The organism is Novosphingobium sp. FG137 (genome assembly GCF_057809735.1).
This window is the reverse complement of record NZ_JBMDKN010000007.1, coordinates 144,708-162,981: the sequence shown is the minus strand read 5'-3', so window position 1 is coordinate 162,981 and position 18,274 is coordinate 144,708. Positions and strand designations below refer to the sequence as shown.

The window sequence follows — 18,274 nt, the reverse complement described above, 5'->3', positions numbered from 1 at the left end:
CCGATGCCTCAAGCTTGGGAGACTATCGTCGTGGGGGCAGGGCCAGCAGGACTGACCGCCGCGCTTTACCTTGGCCGGTTCCGCCGCACCGTTCTCGTGCTCCACGACGGGACCGCACGCGCACTACGTATTCCCCTAACCCACAACGCGCCAGGATTCGGGTCGGGCATAACCGGTCCAGACCTGGTCGAGCGGATGACTGACCATGCCGTCCGTTACGGCGCGGTTATCGATGAGGCGCGGATCGTGGCCGCGCGCCGCGAACGCGGCACCTTCGTGCTGAGCTCGCAGGCAGGCGACACGTGGAGGGCTCGCACGCTTATCCTGGCAACCGGACTTCATCTGAACCAGATCCCGCTCGATGCGGCAACGCATCAAGCGGCAATTGAAGCTGGCGTTCTGCGCTATTGTCCCATCTGCGACGGATATGAACACATTGGGGCCCGCATCGGCGTTGTCGGCAGCGACACACAGGGCGCGGCCGAAGCCCTGTTTCTGCGGCGGTATTCAGATGACATCACGCTGATCCCGAAGTCTCACGCCGAACTGTCGCCCTCGGAACGAGGCGACCTCGATCGCGACGGGATCAAGGTCATTGCTTCTGCGGCCTGTGACTATTCACTGGCCGAGGATGCGATGTCGGTGACGCTCGAAGACGGGACCGTCATGTCTTTCGATGTCGTTTATCCAGCTTTAGGCAGCCGTCCGCGTACGCGGCTTGCCAAATGTCTTGGCATCAACTTTGAGACAAACGGCTGTTTGCCTGCCGACACACCGTTCGAAACGGCGGTGCCAGGACTTTATTCAGCAGGAGATGTCGTTGACGGTCTGGACCAGATCAGCGTGGCCATCGCACATGGCGCAATCGCAGCAACAAAAGCCCATAACTGGCTGCGTGAGGGCGACGGCGAAGGTTTGTCGGAAACGCCACAATGATCGCCGAGGTCGCCAGCTGGGCGGCGCCTGCCGCGACTATGATCGCTGCCATGATGACCGCGGCAAATATCGGCTCGCGCGTAACCGGCTGGGGGTTCGCGGTGTTCGTTGCCGGGTCGGTAGCATGGTCTGTAGTCGGGATTGCGACAGGTCAGACCAACCTTGTACTCACCAACGCTTTCCTGACCCTGGTCAACCTTTTCGGTGTGTGGCGGTGGCTCGGACGGCAGGCAAAATATGATGATGGCAGTGCCCGGGCCGCGCACCGTAGCGCGCGTGCCCGTGTGCCAACCCTGTTCGCACTGGGGGCCCTGCCCGGTACAAGGATCATTGGACCTCATGGGGAGGCAATCGGCACGATCGTCGACGCAATGGCGGGGTGTCACGATGCCAAGCTGAGCTATGTCGTCGTGTCCGTGGGCGGCTTGGGGGGGCTCGGCGAACAGCTGCATGCTATTGACCCAAATCTTCTGGCCTTTTCGCATGATGGTGTGACCACGACGTTGTCGGGGGCGGATCTCGCCGAGTTACCGACGATAGAACCCGAAGACTGGCCCGCTATGCTCCCTGCAGCGACCAGAACCCCCGAAAATCCCGCGGTGGCAGCGGAGAGATCATGGCGATGAAGAGCGATACAGTTTCCCCCGGATCAAGGCGGGCGGGACCGGCGCCGGAATCCTCATGATCTCCCGGAGCCAAAGTGAAATGAGCAACTAATCCTTGTAGAATGGAGACTGAAAATGGCAGCACAGACCAAATCACGCGCAAAGCCGAAAAAGGGCGCGCGCGCCACCCGCAAGGCGTCAATCGGAACCAAGCGACCCAGCGATGCAATTGCCTTGCTGAAAGCCGATCACAAGGAAGTGAAGGGCTGGTTCGAGCAATTCGACAAGGCCGAAGACGATGCGACCAAGCAGGAGCTTGCAGACCGCATCTGCCGCGCGCTGACGGTCCATGCCCAGATTGAAGAGGAAATTTTCTACCCGGCCGCCTATGATGCGCTGGATGACGACGGCGATGATCTCCTCGACGAGGCCGAGGTCGAACACGCCAGCGCCAAGGCGCTCATTGCGCAGATCGAGGCTAGCAAGGCCGGGGAGCCTTTGTTCGACGCTAAGGTGACGGTGCTGGGCGAATACATCAACCACCACGTCGAGGAAGAAGAAAGCGAACTGTTTCCGGAGTGCCGTGCCAGCGATATGGATTTGAAGGTGCTCGGCGAACAACTGGCGTCGCGAAAGGCCGAACTGATGGCTTCAGGGCAAGTTTGAGGAATGCATCCCGTTGGCCCAATCGGCCGCTACAGCCACTTGCGCCAACGGGCCAAAACCAATGTCAGCAGTGACAGGAAGGCCAGGAGAGAGATCACCTCGAAGAACCCTGTCGTGCCGGACTTGAAGAATGGCAGTTCGAAGTTCATTCCGAGTAAGCCGGCGACCAGTCCACAGAAGCCGATAATGGCTGTCAGCAGCGTCAAGGCCTTGACCAAAGCATTGGTCTGCTCGGTTGTCATCGACGTAAACAGATCGAAGCTGCCAACGACCACGTCTCTAGTGCGTTCCACTTCGTCGATCGCACGATCAAAACGGTCCGCCAGACGCGCATAGCACTGGACGGCGACGTCTGGCAGATTGAGCACAAAGTCTGGCCGGGTAAATCCGTAAAAGATAGGCCGCTGGGCCGCGAGCAAGGCGCGCAAGCGCGACACGCGCGTGCGAACGCTGACGATACGTCGTAGGATCTGTTTGTGCGTGCCCTCGTTCAGGATTTCGAGATCAAGCTTGTCCACATCAGCTTCGATGGCAGCAACTTCGCTCAGGTATTCGGTCAGGTGCCAGTCAAGCAGGGATGCAGCGAGCTCTCCGGGGCTTAGCCGCCCAATTGCTGTTTCGCCTTTGTCTTGTGCGGTAAATCCCTGGAGATACCGGATCGGGGTGTCATGGATTGTCAGCAACCAACGGGCGCCGACAATGAACCCGAGTTGCGCGCCGGGCGCCGTGGTGCCATCTTCCCGGCGCAAATCGGGCGCATCAACCGCAAACGAATAGCATGAAGGATAGTTGTCCAGATAAGGAGCCCGGTTGCGATCGATCACCCTGTCGAGCATCGGCTGCGTTATGGCGAGAAGAGCGCATAGAGCCTGCCGGTCGGCCTGATCAATCGCTTCGGCGTCAACCCAGAGCAGTTGGTCTTCGGCCAGATCGCCCAGCAGATCAGCGTGAATCGGCACTGTTCGGTCGTGGCCGTGCGCGTCATAGAGCTTGGCCGTCAGCGACACGTCAACGCCTCATGCGGCACGGTCACAGGCAATTGCAATGGACACTCACTGTGCGAGTCAAACGACACCCGAAAACAGGCCGCGAGTTGGGGCGTTAGCAAGCTGGACGGGGAGCGCGTCATCTCCACAGGTACTGGCGATATCGTTCGAAGCACCGCGCGCCGCAGGTGAGGCGTATCAAGGCGCCTTCAGCAATCGCGACCGCCAAAGTGGGGTCGGCTGCAACGATTGGACGCAGCGCTTCGCGGTTCCAGTCGGCACTGTGCTTCACATCCAGCACCGCGTGAAGTTCGAAGTAGCGCCGCTGGCTCTCGCTGAGGCCGATACGCCGAAGTCCTTTGGCCACCATGGCTGAGCGGCCGGGAGCAGTCAGCTCAATCACGCCCAGGGCGCCGACCGAGTGCCAAGCGTAATGGCGATTTGTAGCCATGGCGGTCATGGCGTTCGCCAAGGCGAGGCTTTCCCAGACGGTCGCTTCAATGGAAGGGTCAACGCCCAGTACGCCGACAAGACGCGCAAGCATTGGGCCATGCATCCCGTTTGCATTTCCGCGCCCCATCTCATCCCAGTAGTTTCTGGCGAGTTCGAGCTTGGCGGGACTTGGCAGTTTGACCTGAGTGTAGGCCACAAGATCGTCGAAACCCGCTTCTCCGGCCGCCTCCTGGCCGAAAAACCAGCGCAGCTCGTCGCGCGAAGCTTCTTCGGCCAACCAAGGGAACAACGGATCTCCCTGACCTGGACCGGATGATTTCAGGTCTTCAAACCAAGTCACGAATCCATCAGGATCGGTAGGGACACTCATGGCCCGCTGTCGAACCTCGCCGCGAAGATACTCGACAAAACCGATTTCGAGGCGCGCCATCTGAATGTCGCGGCGTTCGATTTCGCGCCAATCGTCGGGCGGAAGGGAGGGCGCCAGACGATCACGATTCCAACGGGCAAGACCTTGCTGAAAATCATCATTCAGGAACTGCGACTGGCAGCGCGGACTACTTGGGTTGGAAATTGCGGTCATGAGCATAAAACGCCATGGCAGTTTGGCTGTTCCCGCGGTGCTGACGGCCTATCGCCTGACATCCGCGCCAGACCCGGCGGTGCCACACGCCGCTGTTCTTCCGTTACGGAGCCGAGACGGTCCTGTAACGTCAGAGCCGAGCACAACCCCAACGCGAACTAGGCGAAATTGCCAAGTACAAGCCTGGCCCAGTCCGGGAGCAACCCTTAAGCTGCGACCCGAGGGATTCGCTTATGCAAGTCGAAGCCATCACCGCCGGCCACGACGTGCAGTTTGACACCGAATATGGAGAGGGGCTGGTCGTCCCGCGCTTCAGCGACATTCGAGTGCGTAACGTCGGTACCGTCGACAATGTAGACGGCGCCAGCGCCGATCACTTTGAAGATGTTGTTGTTGAGGATGATCGCCGTATCTTCGTCGATGCCAATGCCCAGGACCCGTGGATTTTGCGCGACCGCGCCCAGCAGACGCCCGATACGGCCGCGCTCTGCAAAATGCTGATCGATGATAACGTCGCGAATCAAGCCCAATCCCGGCGCCATGTTAAGGTTGCCGATCCGGTGTGATTCTCCGCTCGCACCGCGCACCAACATCGTTTCGCTCATGACCGAAGCGCCCGCAGACGTCCCCGCGATCACGCCGCCGCGCTGATGAATGACCCGCACCATGTCCTCGACCGGCGTGTCGCCGATCTGGCTCGAGATTCGCAGCTGATCGCCGCCGGTGAAAAAGACACCTTGTGCATCTGACAGCAGCGCGCGCACGCTGTCAGACCGCGTCTCTTCACGTTCGTTGACATAAAGTTCAACAAGATTTGTTACACCAAGATCGCTAAAAGCCGCTTTATAGGCGTCAAAGTATCCTTCGGGTTCGTGACTGGCGACTGTTGCGATCACCAGTTTACCGCCGTTGAGGTACTGTGCGATTTCCTTCAAGATCAGACGATCGCCCTGTTTGTCTTCGTGGCCACCGATCACGATCAACGGGCCTGGGGCGTCATGCGTCATGAGCGTATCCTTCAAGGTCAGTCCAGTGGATACCGGCTTGCGGGTAGTCCAACCAGCTCGCGGCAATCGCCATCGCGAAATGATCGCTGTTGTGCGCAAACCCGAAACGGCCGTCCCGGCCAACCGCGATGATCCCGGCTTCGCCGCCGATGCGATCAAGCGCGGCAAGGGCAGTCCTGGCGCTTTCCGTTGGCGGCTTCCCTTGCATCTGCAAGATGACCCGCGCAGCAAGAGATACACGTAGGATACTCTCGCCGTCCCCCGAAATTGCGACGCCGCCCACTTGATTGTCAGCGTAGAAACCGCACCCGGGTATGGGCGCGTCTCCGACCCGCCCCGGACGCTGTCCGGTCAGTCCGCCTGTCGAGGTTGCGACTGCGATGTTGCCATGAACGTCGCGAGCAACGCAGCCGACCGTGTCGCATTGCGGCTCCGCCGTCGAACATGACGCAGGAGAAGAAGAGGCAATGCCTTGTTCGGCAGCAAATGTCTGGGCCCCTTCGCCAACCAAGAGCACCGTCTTCTCCTTCAGCAAGAGCCTCGCCACCGCAACGGGGTTCGATATGCCGCGCAGGGCGGCGACCGCACCGATCTCCAGGCTGCGGCCATCCATGATCGCCGCATCCATCTCGATCTGCCCCGATGACGTCGGCACCGAACCGCTACCCGCATTGAAGGTTGGATCGTCTTCAAGCTCGCGCACGGCCTGTTCGGCCGCTTCGAGTGCTGTGCCACCTCTACGCAGGATTGCTGCGCCGCGCTCGGCGGCGGCAAGACATCCCCTGCGATTGGCCGCTTGGATATCTGGCGGTATGGTTCTGGCACCGCCGTGCACGATCAGCGACCAAGCACCATCAGACATAGGCGATACTTTCGGTCTGGAGCAGATGCGCAGTCGTTGGCTCAAAACGGGAAACGAGGTCCCAGACCATGTTGACCTGACTCGGGCTTAACACGACCACGTCTCCGGGCCTGGCAAGATTGAGGCTGAACACCGTGGCTTCTGCCTCTTCCACGATCCTGTGCACGTGCTCGGGAGCAAGGCCGCCGTCGATCGCGCCTCGCGACATCAAAGCGTTGATTTCGCCGCGTGGTCGGCCCCGGCCGTGGGGCGTTTCGCGGCAGACAAGTTCGTCAAAGATCGATGCTGCAAGCGTTCCCATTCCGATCAGATCCTCATCACGCCGGTCGCCGGGCACGCTGAATGTGCCGATAAACCTGCGCCCGGGTCGCCGCAGCGTCGCGAGGTAACGGCCAAGCGCAGTGACCGCCGCGGGATTGTGGGCATAATCCACAATGACCGTGACCCCGCCGCGATCGACTATGTTGAGCCTGCCGGGACTTTCTTCAAACGTGGTGGAAAAGCTGCAAAGCGCAGCAGCGATGGTGTCTGGAGCAATTCCGAGGGCGCTCGTCATTGCAGCCGCCGCCAGCGCATTTTCTGTGTTGAAATCCGCCGCGCCCCCAAGCGTGGCAGGAATGTCGGCCACGGCGATTATCGGCCAGTGTTGCCCCTTATCATAGAGTACCAGCCAATCGGTGCCATCCACCGGTTCGCGCACGGCTGCAAGACCCCCGCCAGCGATATGGTCAGCAAGAAAAGGATCGAGGCCTGCCGCCGAAAACCAACAAATCTTCCCCCGCGCGCGGCGCGCCATAGCGCGGGTCAGGGGGTCATGGGCGTTGAGCACGCTGTGGCCGCGGCGGCTAACGGCCTCCACCACGACAGACTTGACCTTTGCCAGGTCCTCGACGGTATTGATCCCCTTGATGCCGAGGTGGTCCTCGGTGACGTTGAGCACGCAGCCTACGTCGCACCAATCGAAACCAAGACTTCGCGCAGAATCCCGCCGCGCGCAGTCTCGAGCACGGCTGCGTCAACCGTAGGATTGGCCAGCACCATCCGCGCGCTTTTCGGACCGCTGGCATCGGCGGCCCGGATCAGACGGTCACCGACATACACTCCGCTCGTTGTGGTGAGACCGACCGTCATGCCAGCCTCGCCAAGGATGCGCGCCGCCATCCGCGCCGTCGTGGACTTGCCATTGGTGCCGGTGATGGCGAGGATCGGGATCCTGCTCGTGCCGGGCTTGGGAAACAGTTGACTTACAACAGGCGCGCCCACATCCTGCGGTGCTCCGGACGAGGGAGCTAGGTGCATCCGCAAACCAGGCGCCGCGTTGATTTCGACAATCCCCCCGCCGGTTTCGCTGACAGGTCGGGCGGCGTCCGGTAACAGGAAATCAATGCCGGCAACGTCCAGTCCGATCAGTGCAGCCGCCTGTTCGGCAATGAATCGGTTCTCAGGATGGACCTCGTCGGTGCAGTCTTCGGCAGTACCACCCGTCGACAGATTGGCAGTCTCGCGCAGAAAGACGATCTGCCCTGCCGGGGGAATGCTGCCCGGTTGCAAGCCCTGACTGGCGATAACGCGCTCAGCTGTTGAATCGAGCGCGAGCTGCGTCAGGACATTTTCATGTCCTGGGCCTCGGCGCGGGTCTCTGTTCTCCTGGTCCACCAGCATTGCGATGGTGCTGTGGCCGTCACCAGCAACCGCGGCGGGAAGGCGCTTTGCAACGGCGACGACCTTCCCGCCGACGACGAGGAACCGGTAATCTGAGCCTCGCATTTGCTGTTCGACGATCACCCGGGATGAATGCTTTTGAGCAGCCGCAAATGCAGTCTCAAGTTCCGCATCACATCCGATACCAAGGCTCACACCGCGCCCGTGATTGGCATCAACCGGCTTGACGACGACCGGCCAGCCGAGCCTGCCGGCCAATGTGCGCGCTTCGTCCACTGTGCGAACCATGCCGCCCTGCGGCGCGGGCAGACCGGCAGAACGTAACATGTCGCGAGTCACCTGTTTGTCGCCGGCGAGTTCAACTGCAATGTGGGACGTCTGGCCGGTGACGGTTGCCCTGATCCGGTGCTGACGCTTTCCAAAGCCAAGCTGAATGAGGCTGCGATTGTCGAGACGCATTACGGGTATGCCGCGACGCCGCGCCGCATCGACGATCGCCTGCGTACTGGGGCCGAGCGCAGTCTTACGCAGCGCGCTGCGAATTTCTGACAGTGCTGCGTCTAGGCTTTCGTAGCTCAGCACCCCGCTCGCCGGCAGTATCGTATCACCCGTCAGCTTCGAAAATTCAGCAGGCAACAGGCTGGATACGAGCCGCAAGGCATGGAGGCCTGCGACAAGCGCAGCCTGCTCGTCCCGATATTCAAACAGGATGTCATAAACGCCGCGTTTTCCCGCCACCGACCGGGTCTTGCCGCGCGTGACGGCCGCGCCGGCAAGGCATTGCAGCTCCAGGGCGACATGCTCGCAAACATGTCCAAGCCACGTGCCTTCGGCCATACGATCGACCAGCCCGCCAACGCGGCCAAGACTGCAATGGTGGCGCCCAAGGCCGGGTAGAATAGCCAGCAAATGGTCGGAGAAGCCGGGTAAAGTATTTGTGGGGCGCGCTTCGAGAGGGCCCAGATTGATCCGAATGCGGACCATCGTCCGGCGGCTGTAGATATTGGGGCCTCGGTAAATCGAGCGCTCGAGAACAATAATCCCGGTCGGCTGGTCAGCCGCCAGCTCTACCTGTTCTTCGCCTTCACAGAGGTCGCGGAAGCGGTCGATCGAAGCGTGTTCCAAATCTTCAGCCCTTCAATAAAGCAGCAACGGGAGACAAGATTGTCCGCGTCATGTGGACAATGCGGCCGCCGCCGGCTCGATCCGGTAATGGATTGGCTTGAATGTGCCGCCGTTGGAGTCGGGCGCCGAGCACGCCGTTAAACCAATGACAAGATCGCGTGCCGCAATGAAATCGACATGATCTCCAGCCCGGCTAATCGGCGGCAACACCTGCAGCTTGCCGGTTGCAGCGTCGATCGGCACATTCATAAAGCAGTTGAAGGCCACCGGGATATCGTCCGGTACGACTCCGAATGGCGCCAACGCTTCAGCAAGATTCCCGAAACATCCGCGATGGGGCGGCAAATCAGGATAGAAATGGTGGAATGTATCAGTAGAGCAGGGCGTCAGTAAAAAATCGTGTCGGCCAACGGTGTCTTCCACGATTTCTAGAAGAACCCGTGAGCGATTTGAATATAACCTGTCGCCGGTCGTCAGATAAATGCGTTCAGCATAATCGAGTGTGCGGCCCGAGGATAGCACCTCTCGCGTGTCGCCCGCATCAAACGCGAGAAGGTCGGCAACCTGCTCGCCGCAAGGATCGATCACCACCAGACGCTCGCCCTTGGCCAGCCGGAATGCCGTTCCGCTGCGCTCGGGTATGATCCGCAGCTCGCTCATGGCCGTCCTTTATACCGAAAGGGGCAACGCCAGTCGTCGCCGACTATCCGCCCCGAATATTGCCGTGCTTCGCTGATGGTCCCGTGCTCAGCGAGCATGGGATTGCGGGACCCGGCGACGGCTTCATCGCGGATCATGATCTTTTCGCGCATGCCGTCATATTTGCCTTGGGCACGTAGCAGCTCGAACTGAGCATGAAGGTTGAACACCATTGTTGGATGCGAAAAGCGTCGGGCCGGGCGAGCCGCGTTCGGATGCAAACCAACCACAAAGTATCCCTCGCCGCCGAAAGACAGGGAAAAATGCGGGTCTTCGGGATCAGGGCTCACTCTGGCGTCATAGGGTTGGCCGCGCCACGTATCCTTATCGGATAGCGATTGTATTCGCTGCCATAGGTGCTGCTCGAATTCGGATTCCGTTAAGTTGTGTGGCCCTTCGAATACCACTGCGAAACTGCGAAACAATGATGGGCTTTTCCGGAAGCGCTCCGCGAAAGCCAGAAGCGCATCATGAATGGGCAAGTCATTCCACGCGCTTGTCATATCGCGAGCGGCGAGTACGTCGAGTGTTCCTCTTTTCAGTGCGGCTTTGGCACCCACACAAGGGAATGCGTGGTCTGAGATATGTGCATGGAGGGACCGGGTAAGCATTTCGGTCTGGCCGGAGCGGCTTGCGCCGGAGGACAACGCACTCGAGCGGCGAGGTAAGCTCGACCATCTCGCTCTCCCAATTCCGAGCACATCACTGCTAGGGTTCATGAATTCCATCCGGCTTCTACGATGCTTTAAGGTCGGTAACCAGCGCGCGGGGGTCCGTGCGGACCGCGCATGCTCAGCAAAACCCCGTTACCCGGTGTTGGGTTCCAAACACTCGGCCTCAAATAAAAACGTCGACAGGCCTAGCCCATCGGATAAATAAAAGGGACGACTGATAGTGAACGTTGTGGTCTGAGCCCCGCAATTTCCGCCAGATTTGAGTAGAGTCCGGCCCACTTAGGGGGTCGGACGGAATGAAGCGGAGCAGGTTCAGCGAGGAACAGATCATGGCGATTTTGAAGTAGCAGGAGGCCGAGATGGCGACGGCGGATGTCTGTCGCCGGCACGGCCTCAGCAGTGCGACCTTCTACAAGTGGAAGGCCGAGTTCGGCGGCCTGAAGGTGTCCGAGGTCAAACGCCGGCGGCAGCTCGAGGACGAGAACAGCAACTGAAGAAGCTGCTGGCCGAAGCCATGCTAGACGATGCGATGCTCAAGGAGATCAAATCGCTACGCGCGGCGATGCCTTCTACCTCTCAATTCTTGGCGGCGATGCGCTGTTCGAGATCGCCAAATTCGCCGAATACCTCAGTCAGCATGCCACGCGTGAGCTCGTTGTTCATATTGGGAAGTACCCGAGGCATATCGGCCTTAAACTTGCCAGCGCCCTGATGGATCGCGATGCCGTATTCCAGGCAGAAAGCGCGCATCTGGCTGATCAGCCGCGTACAATGGGCGATCATCCTGTCACGGACGCGTTGCAGAGCCTGTAGGTCAATCTGTTCCGGAGACCCGATCTCCACAAAGCGCATCGTCGGCGTGGTCACCGCTTCTGCGATTGCCTCGGCGGCGATGATGTCGTTCTTGTTCGACTTCCCAAACGGCTTCACGAACTGTGCCGGCACGATCCGCACAGTGTGGCCCATCGCCTGAAGTTTGCGCGCCAGCCACTGCGATCCGGGACACGCCTCCATCCTGATCAGCACCGTCGATGCCCGCTCAAAGAACTGCAGCAACGTCTCCCGTCTGAAAGTGGCCTTCTGGATCGGGGCGTGAGCTGCATCGAGGCCGACGACGTGAAAGACCGTCTTGCCCATGTCGATGCCTAACACGGCTGCATCTCTCGGTTTGTTGCGTATGCTCATTGCATCCTCCTTCTTGATCACCCGACTTCGAGTGGAAGGACAGGGCGGGTCATACCGTAAATGGAAGCGCCCGCTGCCAAGCGCGAAGCGGTCGCTCACCTTGAGCGGGTGTTCGAGGTGAGCCAGTGGCGGGCGTGTGATGTGATGGGCGTGGACCGGACGATGGTGCGGTATCGAAGCCGGCGCGGTGATGACGGTGCGATCCGGAGCGGATGCGGGGCCTCGCAGCGGAGCGGCGCCGGTTCGGCTACCGCCGTCTGCACTGGCTTCTCGGGCGCGAGGGTGTTTGGATCAACCACAAGAAGTTCCCGCGGGTGTACCGCGAGGAGCGTCTGCAGGTGCGGCGCCGCGGCGGCCGCAAACGGGCGCTGGGCACTCGAGCACCCATGGCCATCCCGTAGGGCCGCAACCAGCGCTGGTCGCTGGACTTCGTGTCTGTGATTTGGATTGGAGCTCGGGTGGCTTAGCTGTCTTATTTCGCCGTGATGCTCGAGGCTGTTAACGGCCTTCCTAGCCGGTGATGCTGGTGCGGAGCAAGATGGGTTAGCAGTCGCGCGGATTGGGAGGTGAAACGAAGACTCGCTCAAGTGCAGTCCAACAATGCGCAGGCCATGAATCTTTTACCGTGGACGCTGATGTGTGGAGGCTGAGCAGCCGCAGCGCCAAACAAGCGCACTGCTACCTAGAGAGCTACCTAGCACAAAAACGCTCGCGGCCGCTCGCTCGGAAGCGCTTCGTATCCAATTGAAAGGTTAGGAGAAAGTGGTGGACGCACTAGGGCTCGAACCTAGGACCCGCTGATTAAGAGTCAGCTGCTCTACCAACTGAGCTATGCGTCCACACCGTACCGCTTCCGGTAACCGGGAGCCGCCCAATTAGCGATTTCTGCCGCCCTGCCAAGCCCCAAATTCGAAAAATTATCGCAAGGCTCCGCGCGGCATGCGCGACCAGCGGTCTACGGCCATCAAAGTGCCGATGCAGAGCATGTTGGTCATCATCGAGGAGCCGCCGTGGCTGACGAAGGGCAGGGGGATGCCCACCACCGGCGCAAGGCCCATGACCATCATCAGGTTGATGCACACGTAGAAAAAGATCGTCGTCACCATGCCCGCCGCAAGCAGGCGCGAGAAGCGGTCCGGCGCGCGCAGGGCTACGCCGAGGCCCCAGCGCAGCACCAGCGCGAAGACGATGAGGACGAAGAAGCCGCCGATCATGCCCCACTCCTCCGCCATCGTGGCGAAGACGAAGTCGGTGTGCGCTTCGGGCAGATAATCGAGGTGGCTTTGCGAGCCCTGGCCGAAGCCCTTGCCGAACAGGCCGCCCGAGCCGATCGCGATCTTTGACTGGGTGATGTGATAGCCCGAACCCAGCGGATCGCTTTCGGGATCGAGGAACACCAGCACGCGCTTCCGCTGATAATCGTGCAGCACCGTGAAGAACGCCAGCGGCGCGGCGACCGCGATCGCGGCCCCTCCGCTGATGAACAGCCACAAGGGCAGACCGGCGAGGAACATGATCACCACCGCGCCAAAGCTGATCGCAAGGCCGGTGCCGAGATCGGGCTGGAGCATGACGAGCCCCGCCGGCAGGCCAAGCAGCACCACCGCCGGCGCGATCGCCCGCCAGGTGCGGATTTCGGAAGGCGGGAGCACGCTGTAGAACCACGCGAGGACCAGCACGATGCACGGCTTCATCAGTTCCGAAGGCTGGAGCTGCATGAAACCCAGATTGAGCCACCGCTGGCTACCCCCGCTGACCCGGCCGAGCAGCTCGACCAGCACCAGCAGCACGCAGAGCAAGGCATAGGACGGCAGCGCCGCATTCTTGAACCACGCGGACGGAATGCGAGAGACGACCATCGCCATGCCAAGGAACACCACGAAGCGCACCACGTGGAGCAGCGCCCAGGGCATCAGGTGCCCGCCTGCCGCCGAATAGAGCACCGCGCCGCCGAAGGTGACGAGCGCGCAGAGCGGCAGAATCACGCCCCATGGCTGGCGGGCGATGAAGGCGGGGATATAGGCGCGCTGCATGCCCTAGGCTCCCGGTGCTGGCGCGGCGGGCGCGGCGGTGGCGGCAGGAGTAGGCGCGGCTGCGGGCACGGTGAGGTCGGCCGGGGCAGGGGAGGTTTCGGGTTCGGGCGCGGGCGGTGCCGCATCGGTTTGCGCGGCGGTCGGTTCGGCGATGGGGGTGTTGTCGGCTGCGACTGCCTCGGCCGCCTGCGCCTCGTCCGGCGCCGCTGGCGCGCTCGCACCGAACCGGGCGGCATAGGCGTTATACTTGGCGGCCATGCGCTGCTGCACGTTGCCGCCCCATTCCTTCTCGTAGCCTTCGAGCACTTCCATCGCCTTGGCGCGGTCGAACAGGAAGGTCATCACGTCGCGCGCGATGGGGTAGGCCGCGCCCGATCCGCCGCCATGCTCGATGGCGACAGCGCAAGCATAGCGCGGCTTGTCGAACGGCGCGAAGCAGATGAAGTGGCCGTGGTCGCGGTGCTTCCACAAGCCGCCCTTGCCGTTGCCGATGTTGAGCCCGACAACCTGCGCGGTGCCGGTCTTGCCGGCCATCTGCACGCCTTCCACAGGCAGCCGCGCCTTGCCCGCCGTGCCGCGCCCGTTGACCACTTCGTTCATGGCCGCGTGGATCAGATCGAGGTGGTCTTGCCGGATGCCGAGCGAGGGCGCCTGCGGGGCATGGTGGTCCATCAGGAGGCGCGGGGTGAGTTGCAGGCCGGAGGCAAGCCGTGAGGCCATCACCGCCTGCTGCAGCGGATTGACCAGCATGTAGCCCTGGCCGATCGTGGCGTTCACGGTGTCATAGATCGCCCATTCCTTGCCATACTTGCGCTGCTTCCACGCAGGATCGGGCACCGTGCCATAGGATTGGCCGGGATAGGGCATGGGGAATTCCTGCCCCAGCCCCAGCCGCCGCGCCATCGCGGCGATCTTGTCCATCCCGATTTGCTGGGCAAAGTGATAGAAGTAGACGTCACACGACTGGTAGATGCCCTTCGACATGTTGGTCGTGCCATGCCCCCGGTGGTTCCAGCAGTGGAACACGCGGTTCCCCACGCGCAGCCCCCCCGCGCAGCCGACGCTCGCTTCGGGATCGAGCCCGGCTTCAAGGAAGGAGAGTGCGACCATCGGCTTCACCGTCGAGCCCGGCGGATAGAGCCCGCGCAGCACCTTGTTGCGCAAGGGTACGTGATCGTCTTCGGCCAGCATCTTCCATTCGATGCGGCCGATGCCATCGGCAAAGCTGTTGGGGTCGAAGCTGGGCATCGAGACCATCGCGAGCACGTCGCCGCTCGCGCAGTCCATCACCACGACCGAGCCGGATTCAAGCCCGATCCGCCGCGCGGCATAGTCTTGAAGGCCCGCATCGATGGTGAGCTGGATCGGCTTTCCGGGCACGTCTTCGCGCGTGCCGAGATCGCGCACCACGCGCCCGCCTGCCGTCGCCTCCACCCGCCGCGCACCAGGAACGCCGCGCAGGCGCTCCTCGAAGTGCTTTTCCAGGCCATCCTTGCCGATCTTGAAGCCGGGCGTGATCAGCAGCGGGTTGCGCTCCTTCTCGTAGTCTTCCGCCGAAGCCGGGCCGACATAGCCGACAAGATGGCCCACCGCCGCGCCGGTGGGATAATAGCGCGAGAAGCCGCGCTGCGGGATCACGCCGGGGAGTTCGGGGAGGCGCACGCTGACCGCGGCGAATTTGTCCCAATCGAGGTTGGAGGCCACTTCGACTGGCTGGAAGCCGCGCGCCTTCTTCAGCTTGTCCTTGATATCGCTGACCCGGTCTGCAGTCAGGCCGAGAAGCTTTGACAGCGTGGCCATTGTCGCATCGGCATCGACGACACGATCGGGCACGAGATCGACGCGAAAGTCCGCGCGGTTGGCCGCAAGCGCCGCGCCGGTGCGATCGATCACCCAGCCGCGCCGGGGCGGGATCAGCGTGAGATTGACGCGGTTGCTTTCCGACGCCGCGCGGTACTTGGCGTTTTCCGCCACGGCGAGCCAGGTGAGCCGCCCGGCGAGCAGGAGGCCGACGCTTGCCTGCGCCATGCCCAGCACAAAGGTCCGCCGCTGAAAGGAATGGGTGAGCTGCGCTCCGGTGACCGGCAGAGGCTTTGTTTGCTTGGACCAGGGCCATGTCCATGTCTGGCGCATCGCATCAAACCGAGCGCAAGGGGAGCAGGCGGATGCGATCGAGCAGCGCGACGAGCCGGGTTACCAGCGGATAGAGCGCGAGCGTCACGAGCAGTTGCGGGCCGATCACCAGCGGCAGCGGATAGGCGGCGGCAAGGCCCGCAATGCCCGCGCAGAGCACGAGATAGGCGATCATCATCAGGCACGCGACCGCCCAATCCTGCACGAAGCTGCGCCACAGCAGGCGGTTGTCGATCGTGTCCATCACCAGCATCGCGGCGGACCATAGCACGATCGCGCAGCCGAAGGGCTGTCCGCTGTAAAGATCATCGAACGCGCCGAGCGGGAGGCCTGCCCAAAGCGGCAGGAGGCTGGGGCGGAGCATGCGCCAGGCGAGGAGCACCATGAACGCCAGCGGCGGCACCAGCGGCGCGGACGCGATGACCGGCGAGAACGCGGCCAGCGACGCCAGCATGACCGAAATCCACGGCAGGCCGGAGGCGAGAAGCGGGGAGGGCGCCCGGTTGATCCGCTGGGGGACGATGTCCTCCGGCCGCATCGGCAGGCTCGGCAGATCGGGCAGGCGCGGGAAAGGCATCAGGTGCCGCCTCCGGCTTCGCTGGGCTCGGGCGCAGGCCCGGCGGCCTGCTGGCTGGCCCCGAGCGCGGTGACGGCTGCGGGCTGGAACACCGGCAGGACAACCACGAAATCGGCATCGGCCGGATCGCTGGCGAGGTGGCCCACGCCGCCATCGTGCAGCACCTCGGTGACCACCGCGACAGGAATGCCCGGCGGATAGAGCCCGCCCGAGCCTGAGGTCACGAAGACATCGCCGAGCTTGAGCGGATTGACCCCCATGTTGAGCAGGCGAATCGCGATGCGCCCGTCGGACTTGCCTTCGACAAACGCGGGCAGGCCATCGCGCGCGCGGCGGACGGGGACAACGTTTTCGGGGTCGGTCACCAGTAGAACGCGCGCGGTGCCAGGCCCGGTCTCGATCACGCGGCCGATGAGACCGGCGGCCGAGCGCACCGGCTGGCCCGGGCGCACCCCTTGCGAGGAGCCTGCGGAAAGCACCGCAAAGCGGCGCGCGCTGGCCGATGTCGAGCCGATCAGGCGCGCGGCGGCCACCGGCTTGACCGCCGGATCGACAATGCCGAGCAGCGCCTTCAGCCGCCGGTTCTCGCCTTCCAGCGCCTGCATGGTGAGGGCATTGGCGCGCGCGGCGGCGACTTCACGGGTCAGTGCCGCGTTTTGGCGGCCAGCCTGGAAATAGGCGCCGATGGCCGCGATCACGCTCTGGCCCGCCGCCCGGGTCTCCGCGCCGGCCTCACCGGCGGGACGCGCGATCTCGCTTGCCGCGCCGCGCACCGAGCTGAACGCGGACGGGTTGACGATGCTCACGATCAGGAGCGCCGCGCCCGCAAGGAAACCGGCCACGGCGATGACGTAGCCGGTGAAGATCCCGTATTGCGCCCTGCGCGAAAAGCCCGGGCGCCGGTCCGCAGGCCGCGCCATCCAGCTACCTTTCCTTATGCGAACCCAAAGCGATGTGGCCGCATGCCATCGAGCGGCCTTACGCCGTCATCAGCACGCCGCGGTAGATCGGATCTTCCATGGCCCGGCCAGTGCCCAGCGCCACGCACGAAAGCGGGTCTTCGGCCACGCTGACCGGCAGGCCCGTTTCCTCGCGCAGGTGATCGTCGAGCCCGCGGATCAGCGCGCCGCCGCCCGTCAGCACGATGCCCTGGTCGACGATATCCGCAGCCAGCTCCGGCGCGGTGTTTTCAAGCGCGATGCGCACGCCTTCGACGATTGCGCCGATCGGTTCGGACAGCGCTTCGGCGACATTGGCCTGCGTGATGGTGATTTCCTTGGGCACGCCGTTCACAAGGTCGCGGCCCTTGATATGGATCGTCTCGCCCACGCCGTCCGCCGGCACGGTGGCGATGCCGAAGTCCTTCTTGATCCGCTCGGCGGTCGATTCGCCGATCAGCAGGTTGTGGTGGCGGCGCACGTAGGAGACGATGGCTTCGTCCATCTTGTCCCCGCCCACGCGCACCGAGGTGGTGTAGGCAAGACCGCGCAGCGAAAGCACCGCGACTTCGGTGGTGCCGCCGCCGATATCGACGACCATCGAGCCGACCGGTTCGGTCACGGGCATGTCTGCACCGATCGCGGCGGCCATCGGTTCGAGGATCAGGAACACCTGGCTTGCCCCGGCGTTGCTGGCGGCATCGCGGATCGCGCGGCGCTCGACCGAGGTGGAGCCCGAGGGCACGCAGATCACGATTTCCGGATAGCGCAGCAGGCTCTTCGAGCCGTTCACCTTGCGGATGAAATGCTTGATCATTTCTTCCGCGACTTCGATGTCGGCAATCACGCCATCGCGCAGGGGACGGATAGCTTCGATGTTGTCAGGGGTCTTGCCCATCATCATCTTGGCGTCGTCACCCACGGCCTTGACCCGCTTGATGCCGTTGATCGTCTCGATCGCCACGACCGAGGGTTCGTTGAGCACGATGCCGCGATCCTGAACATAGACCAGCGTGTTGGCGGTGCCGAGATCGATTGCGATGTTCTGGGAGCCGAACTTGAAGAATCGGGAAAGCATCGATGCCATCAGGAAATCCGTATAAAACTGCGGTTGGGCCCGCCCGCGCAAAGGGCGAGAGGGACTCTGGCG

17 protein-coding genes, 1 tRNA gene and 2 pseudogenes are annotated in these 18,274 nt (G+C 62.5%); 5 read left to right on the top strand and 15 right to left on the bottom strand.

Features of this window, described 5'->3' with window-relative positions:
- The first annotated feature begins 3 nt into the window (after positions 1–3).
- The 3 genes from ACODS2_RS18905 (at position 4) to ACODS2_RS18895 (ending at position 2,207) form a co-directional block, all read left to right on the top strand.
- Positions 4–936 (top strand): NAD(P)/FAD-dependent oxidoreductase, encoded by a 933-nt coding sequence (locus ACODS2_RS18905; protein ID WP_216313566.1) that lies wholly within the window; start codon positions 4–6, stop codon positions 934–936.
- Entirely contained in the window at positions 933–1,562 is a 630-nt protein-coding gene (locus ACODS2_RS18900) for a PRC-barrel domain containing protein (RefSeq protein WP_216313564.1), read from the top strand. The genes ACODS2_RS18905 and ACODS2_RS18900 overlap by 4 nt, the downstream gene beginning before the upstream one ends.
- 114 nt (positions 1,563–1,676) lie before the next feature.
- Positions 1,677–2,207, top strand: a complete 531-nt coding sequence (locus ACODS2_RS18895; RefSeq protein WP_216313562.1) for a hemerythrin domain-containing protein — start codon at positions 1,677–1,679, stop codon at positions 2,205–2,207.
- Between the two features lie 29 nt (positions 2,208–2,236).
- On the opposite strand, the gene ACODS2_RS18890 is transcribed toward ACODS2_RS18895, so the two are convergent.
- From ACODS2_RS18890 to gntA, 8 genes are all read right to left on the bottom strand, one after another.
- A complete protein-coding gene (locus ACODS2_RS18890; RefSeq protein WP_216313560.1) occupies positions 2,237–3,214 on the bottom strand; it encodes a magnesium transporter CorA family protein in 978 nt (325 codons plus the stop codon).
- A 118-nt stretch (positions 3,215–3,332) separates the two neighbouring features.
- A complete protein-coding gene (locus ACODS2_RS18885) occupies positions 3,333–4,229 on the bottom strand; it encodes an iron-containing redox enzyme family protein (protein WP_419714206.1) in 897 nt (298 codons plus the stop codon).
- Positions 4,230–4,435: 206 nt separating this feature from the next.
- Complete coding sequence (locus ACODS2_RS18880; protein WP_216313556.1) at positions 4,436–5,236, bottom strand: cyanophycinase; 801 nt, start codon at positions 5,234–5,236, stop codon at positions 4,436–4,438.
- On the bottom strand, positions 5,226–6,071 hold the full coding sequence (locus tag ACODS2_RS18875; protein ID WP_489000194.1) for an isoaspartyl peptidase/L-asparaginase family protein: 846 nt from the start codon (positions 6,069–6,071) through the stop codon (positions 5,226–5,228). The genes ACODS2_RS18880 and ACODS2_RS18875 overlap by 11 nt, the downstream gene beginning before the upstream one ends.
- 19 nt (positions 6,072–6,090) lie before the next feature.
- The gene (locus ACODS2_RS18870; RefSeq protein ID WP_253204249.1) at positions 6,091–7,038 is read right to left on the bottom strand and encodes a glutamate ligase domain-containing protein; all 948 of its coding nucleotides are present in this window, start codon (positions 7,036–7,038) and stop codon (positions 6,091–6,093) included.
- A gap of 5 nt (positions 7,039–7,043) precedes the next feature.
- On the bottom strand, positions 7,044–8,885 hold the full coding sequence (locus ACODS2_RS18865; RefSeq protein WP_419714204.1) for a cyanophycin synthetase family protein: 1,842 nt from the start codon (positions 8,883–8,885) through the stop codon (positions 7,044–7,046).
- Positions 8,886–8,933: 48 nt separating this feature from the next.
- Complete coding sequence (locus ACODS2_RS18860) at positions 8,934–9,545, bottom strand: DUF1989 domain-containing protein (RefSeq protein WP_216313552.1); 612 nt, start codon at positions 9,543–9,545, stop codon at positions 8,934–8,936.
- Entirely contained in the window at positions 9,542–10,231 is a 690-nt protein-coding gene (gntA, locus tag ACODS2_RS18855; RefSeq protein ID WP_419714280.1) for a guanitoxin biosynthesis heme-dependent pre-guanitoxin N-hydroxylase GntA, read from the bottom strand. Before gntA ends, ACODS2_RS18860 begins: the two co-directional genes overlap by 4 nt.
- Before the next feature lie 323 nt (positions 10,232–10,554).
- On the opposite strand from gntA, the pseudogene ACODS2_RS18850 reads away from it, so the two are divergent.
- Positions 10,555–10,850, top strand: a pseudogene (locus ACODS2_RS18850) (transposase); the annotation flags it as partial.
- Here ACODS2_RS18850 and ACODS2_RS18845 read toward each other — a convergent pair.
- Positions 10,835–11,395: an IS110 family transposase gene (locus tag ACODS2_RS18845; RefSeq protein WP_437183928.1), complete on the bottom strand. Its 561-nt coding sequence runs from the start codon at positions 11,393–11,395 to the stop codon at positions 10,835–10,837. The pseudogene ACODS2_RS18850 and the gene ACODS2_RS18845 sit on opposite strands and share 16 nt — an antisense overlap.
- Before the next feature lie 117 nt (positions 11,396–11,512).
- On the opposite strand from ACODS2_RS18845, the pseudogene ACODS2_RS18840 reads away from it, so the two are divergent.
- Positions 11,513–11,841 (top strand): annotated as a pseudogene (locus tag ACODS2_RS18840) (IS3 family transposase); the annotation flags it as partial.
- Positions 11,842–12,206: 365 nt separating this feature from the next.
- On the opposite strand, the gene ACODS2_RS18835 reads toward ACODS2_RS18840, so the two are convergent.
- The 6 genes from ACODS2_RS18835 to ACODS2_RS18810 form a co-directional block, all read right to left on the bottom strand.
- Positions 12,207–12,282: transfer RNA gene (locus ACODS2_RS18835), tRNA-Lys, on the bottom strand.
- 78 nt (positions 12,283–12,360) lie between these two features.
- On the bottom strand, positions 12,361–13,476 hold the full coding sequence (rodA, locus tag ACODS2_RS18830) for a rod shape-determining protein RodA (RefSeq protein WP_489000193.1): 1,116 nt from the start codon (positions 13,474–13,476) through the stop codon (positions 12,361–12,363).
- A 3-nt stretch (positions 13,477–13,479) separates the two neighbouring features.
- Positions 13,480–15,504, bottom strand: coding sequence for a penicillin-binding protein 2 (mrdA, locus tag ACODS2_RS18825; protein WP_489000192.1), 2,025 nt, complete (start codon positions 15,502–15,504; stop codon positions 13,480–13,482).
- Positions 15,505–15,613: 109 nt separating this feature from the next.
- Positions 15,614–16,186 carry a rod shape-determining protein MreD gene (mreD, locus tag ACODS2_RS18820; RefSeq protein WP_489000191.1) on the bottom strand — a complete coding sequence of 191 codons (573 nt, stop codon included), beginning with the start codon at positions 16,184–16,186 and terminating at the stop codon, positions 15,614–15,616.
- Complete coding sequence (gene mreC / locus ACODS2_RS18815) at positions 16,186–17,106, bottom strand: rod shape-determining protein MreC (RefSeq protein WP_489000190.1); 921 nt, start codon at positions 17,104–17,106, stop codon at positions 16,186–16,188. The genes mreD and mreC overlap by 1 nt, the downstream gene beginning before the upstream one ends.
- A 58-nt stretch (positions 17,107–17,164) precedes the next feature.
- Positions 17,165–18,211 (bottom strand): rod shape-determining protein, encoded by a 1,047-nt coding sequence (locus tag ACODS2_RS18810; protein ID WP_147159928.1) that lies wholly within the window; start codon positions 18,209–18,211, stop codon positions 17,165–17,167.
- Positions 18,212–18,274 lie beyond the last annotated feature (63 nt).

Excerpts from the sequence above, each read along its gene's own strand:
- mreC (WP_489000190.1), bottom strand. The coding sequence starts at position 17,106 with ATGGCGCGGCCTGCGGACCGGCGCCCGGGCTTTTCGCGCAGGGCGCAA.
- ACODS2_RS18885 (WP_419714206.1), bottom strand. The coding sequence starts at position 4,229 with ATGACCGCAATTTCCAACCCAAGTAGTCCGCGCTGCCAGTCGCAGTTC.
- ACODS2_RS18895 (WP_216313562.1), top strand. The coding sequence starts at position 1,677 with ATGGCAGCACAGACCAAATCACGCGCAAAGCCGAAAAAGGGCGCGCGC.
- ACODS2_RS18810 (WP_147159928.1), bottom strand. The coding sequence starts at position 18,211 with ATGGCATCGATGCTTTCCCGATTCTTCAAGTTCGGCTCCCAGAACATC.
- ACODS2_RS18900 (WP_216313564.1), top strand. The coding sequence starts at position 933 with ATGATCGCCGAGGTCGCCAGCTGGGCGGCGCCTGCCGCGACTATGATC.
- ACODS2_RS18860 (WP_216313552.1), bottom strand. The coding sequence starts at position 9,545 with ATGAGCGAGCTGCGGATCATACCCGAGCGCAGCGGAACGGCATTCCGG.
- ACODS2_RS18845 (WP_437183928.1), bottom strand. The coding sequence starts at position 11,395 with ATGGGCAAGACGGTCTTTCACGTCGTCGGCCTCGATGCAGCTCACGCC.
- mrdA (WP_489000192.1), bottom strand. The coding sequence starts at position 15,504 with ATGGCGCAGGCAAGCGTCGGCCTCCTGCTCGCCGGGCGGCTCACCTGG.
- mreD (WP_489000191.1), bottom strand. The coding sequence starts at position 16,186 with ATGCCTTTCCCGCGCCTGCCCGATCTGCCGAGCCTGCCGATGCGGCCG.
- ACODS2_RS18880 (WP_216313556.1), bottom strand. The coding sequence starts at position 5,236 with ATGACGCATGACGCCCCAGGCCCGTTGATCGTGATCGGTGGCCACGAA.
- ACODS2_RS18905 (WP_216313566.1), top strand. The coding sequence starts at position 4 with ATGCCTCAAGCTTGGGAGACTATCGTCGTGGGGGCAGGGCCAGCAGGA.
- rodA (WP_489000193.1), bottom strand. The coding sequence starts at position 13,476 with ATGCAGCGCGCCTATATCCCCGCCTTCATCGCCCGCCAGCCATGGGGC.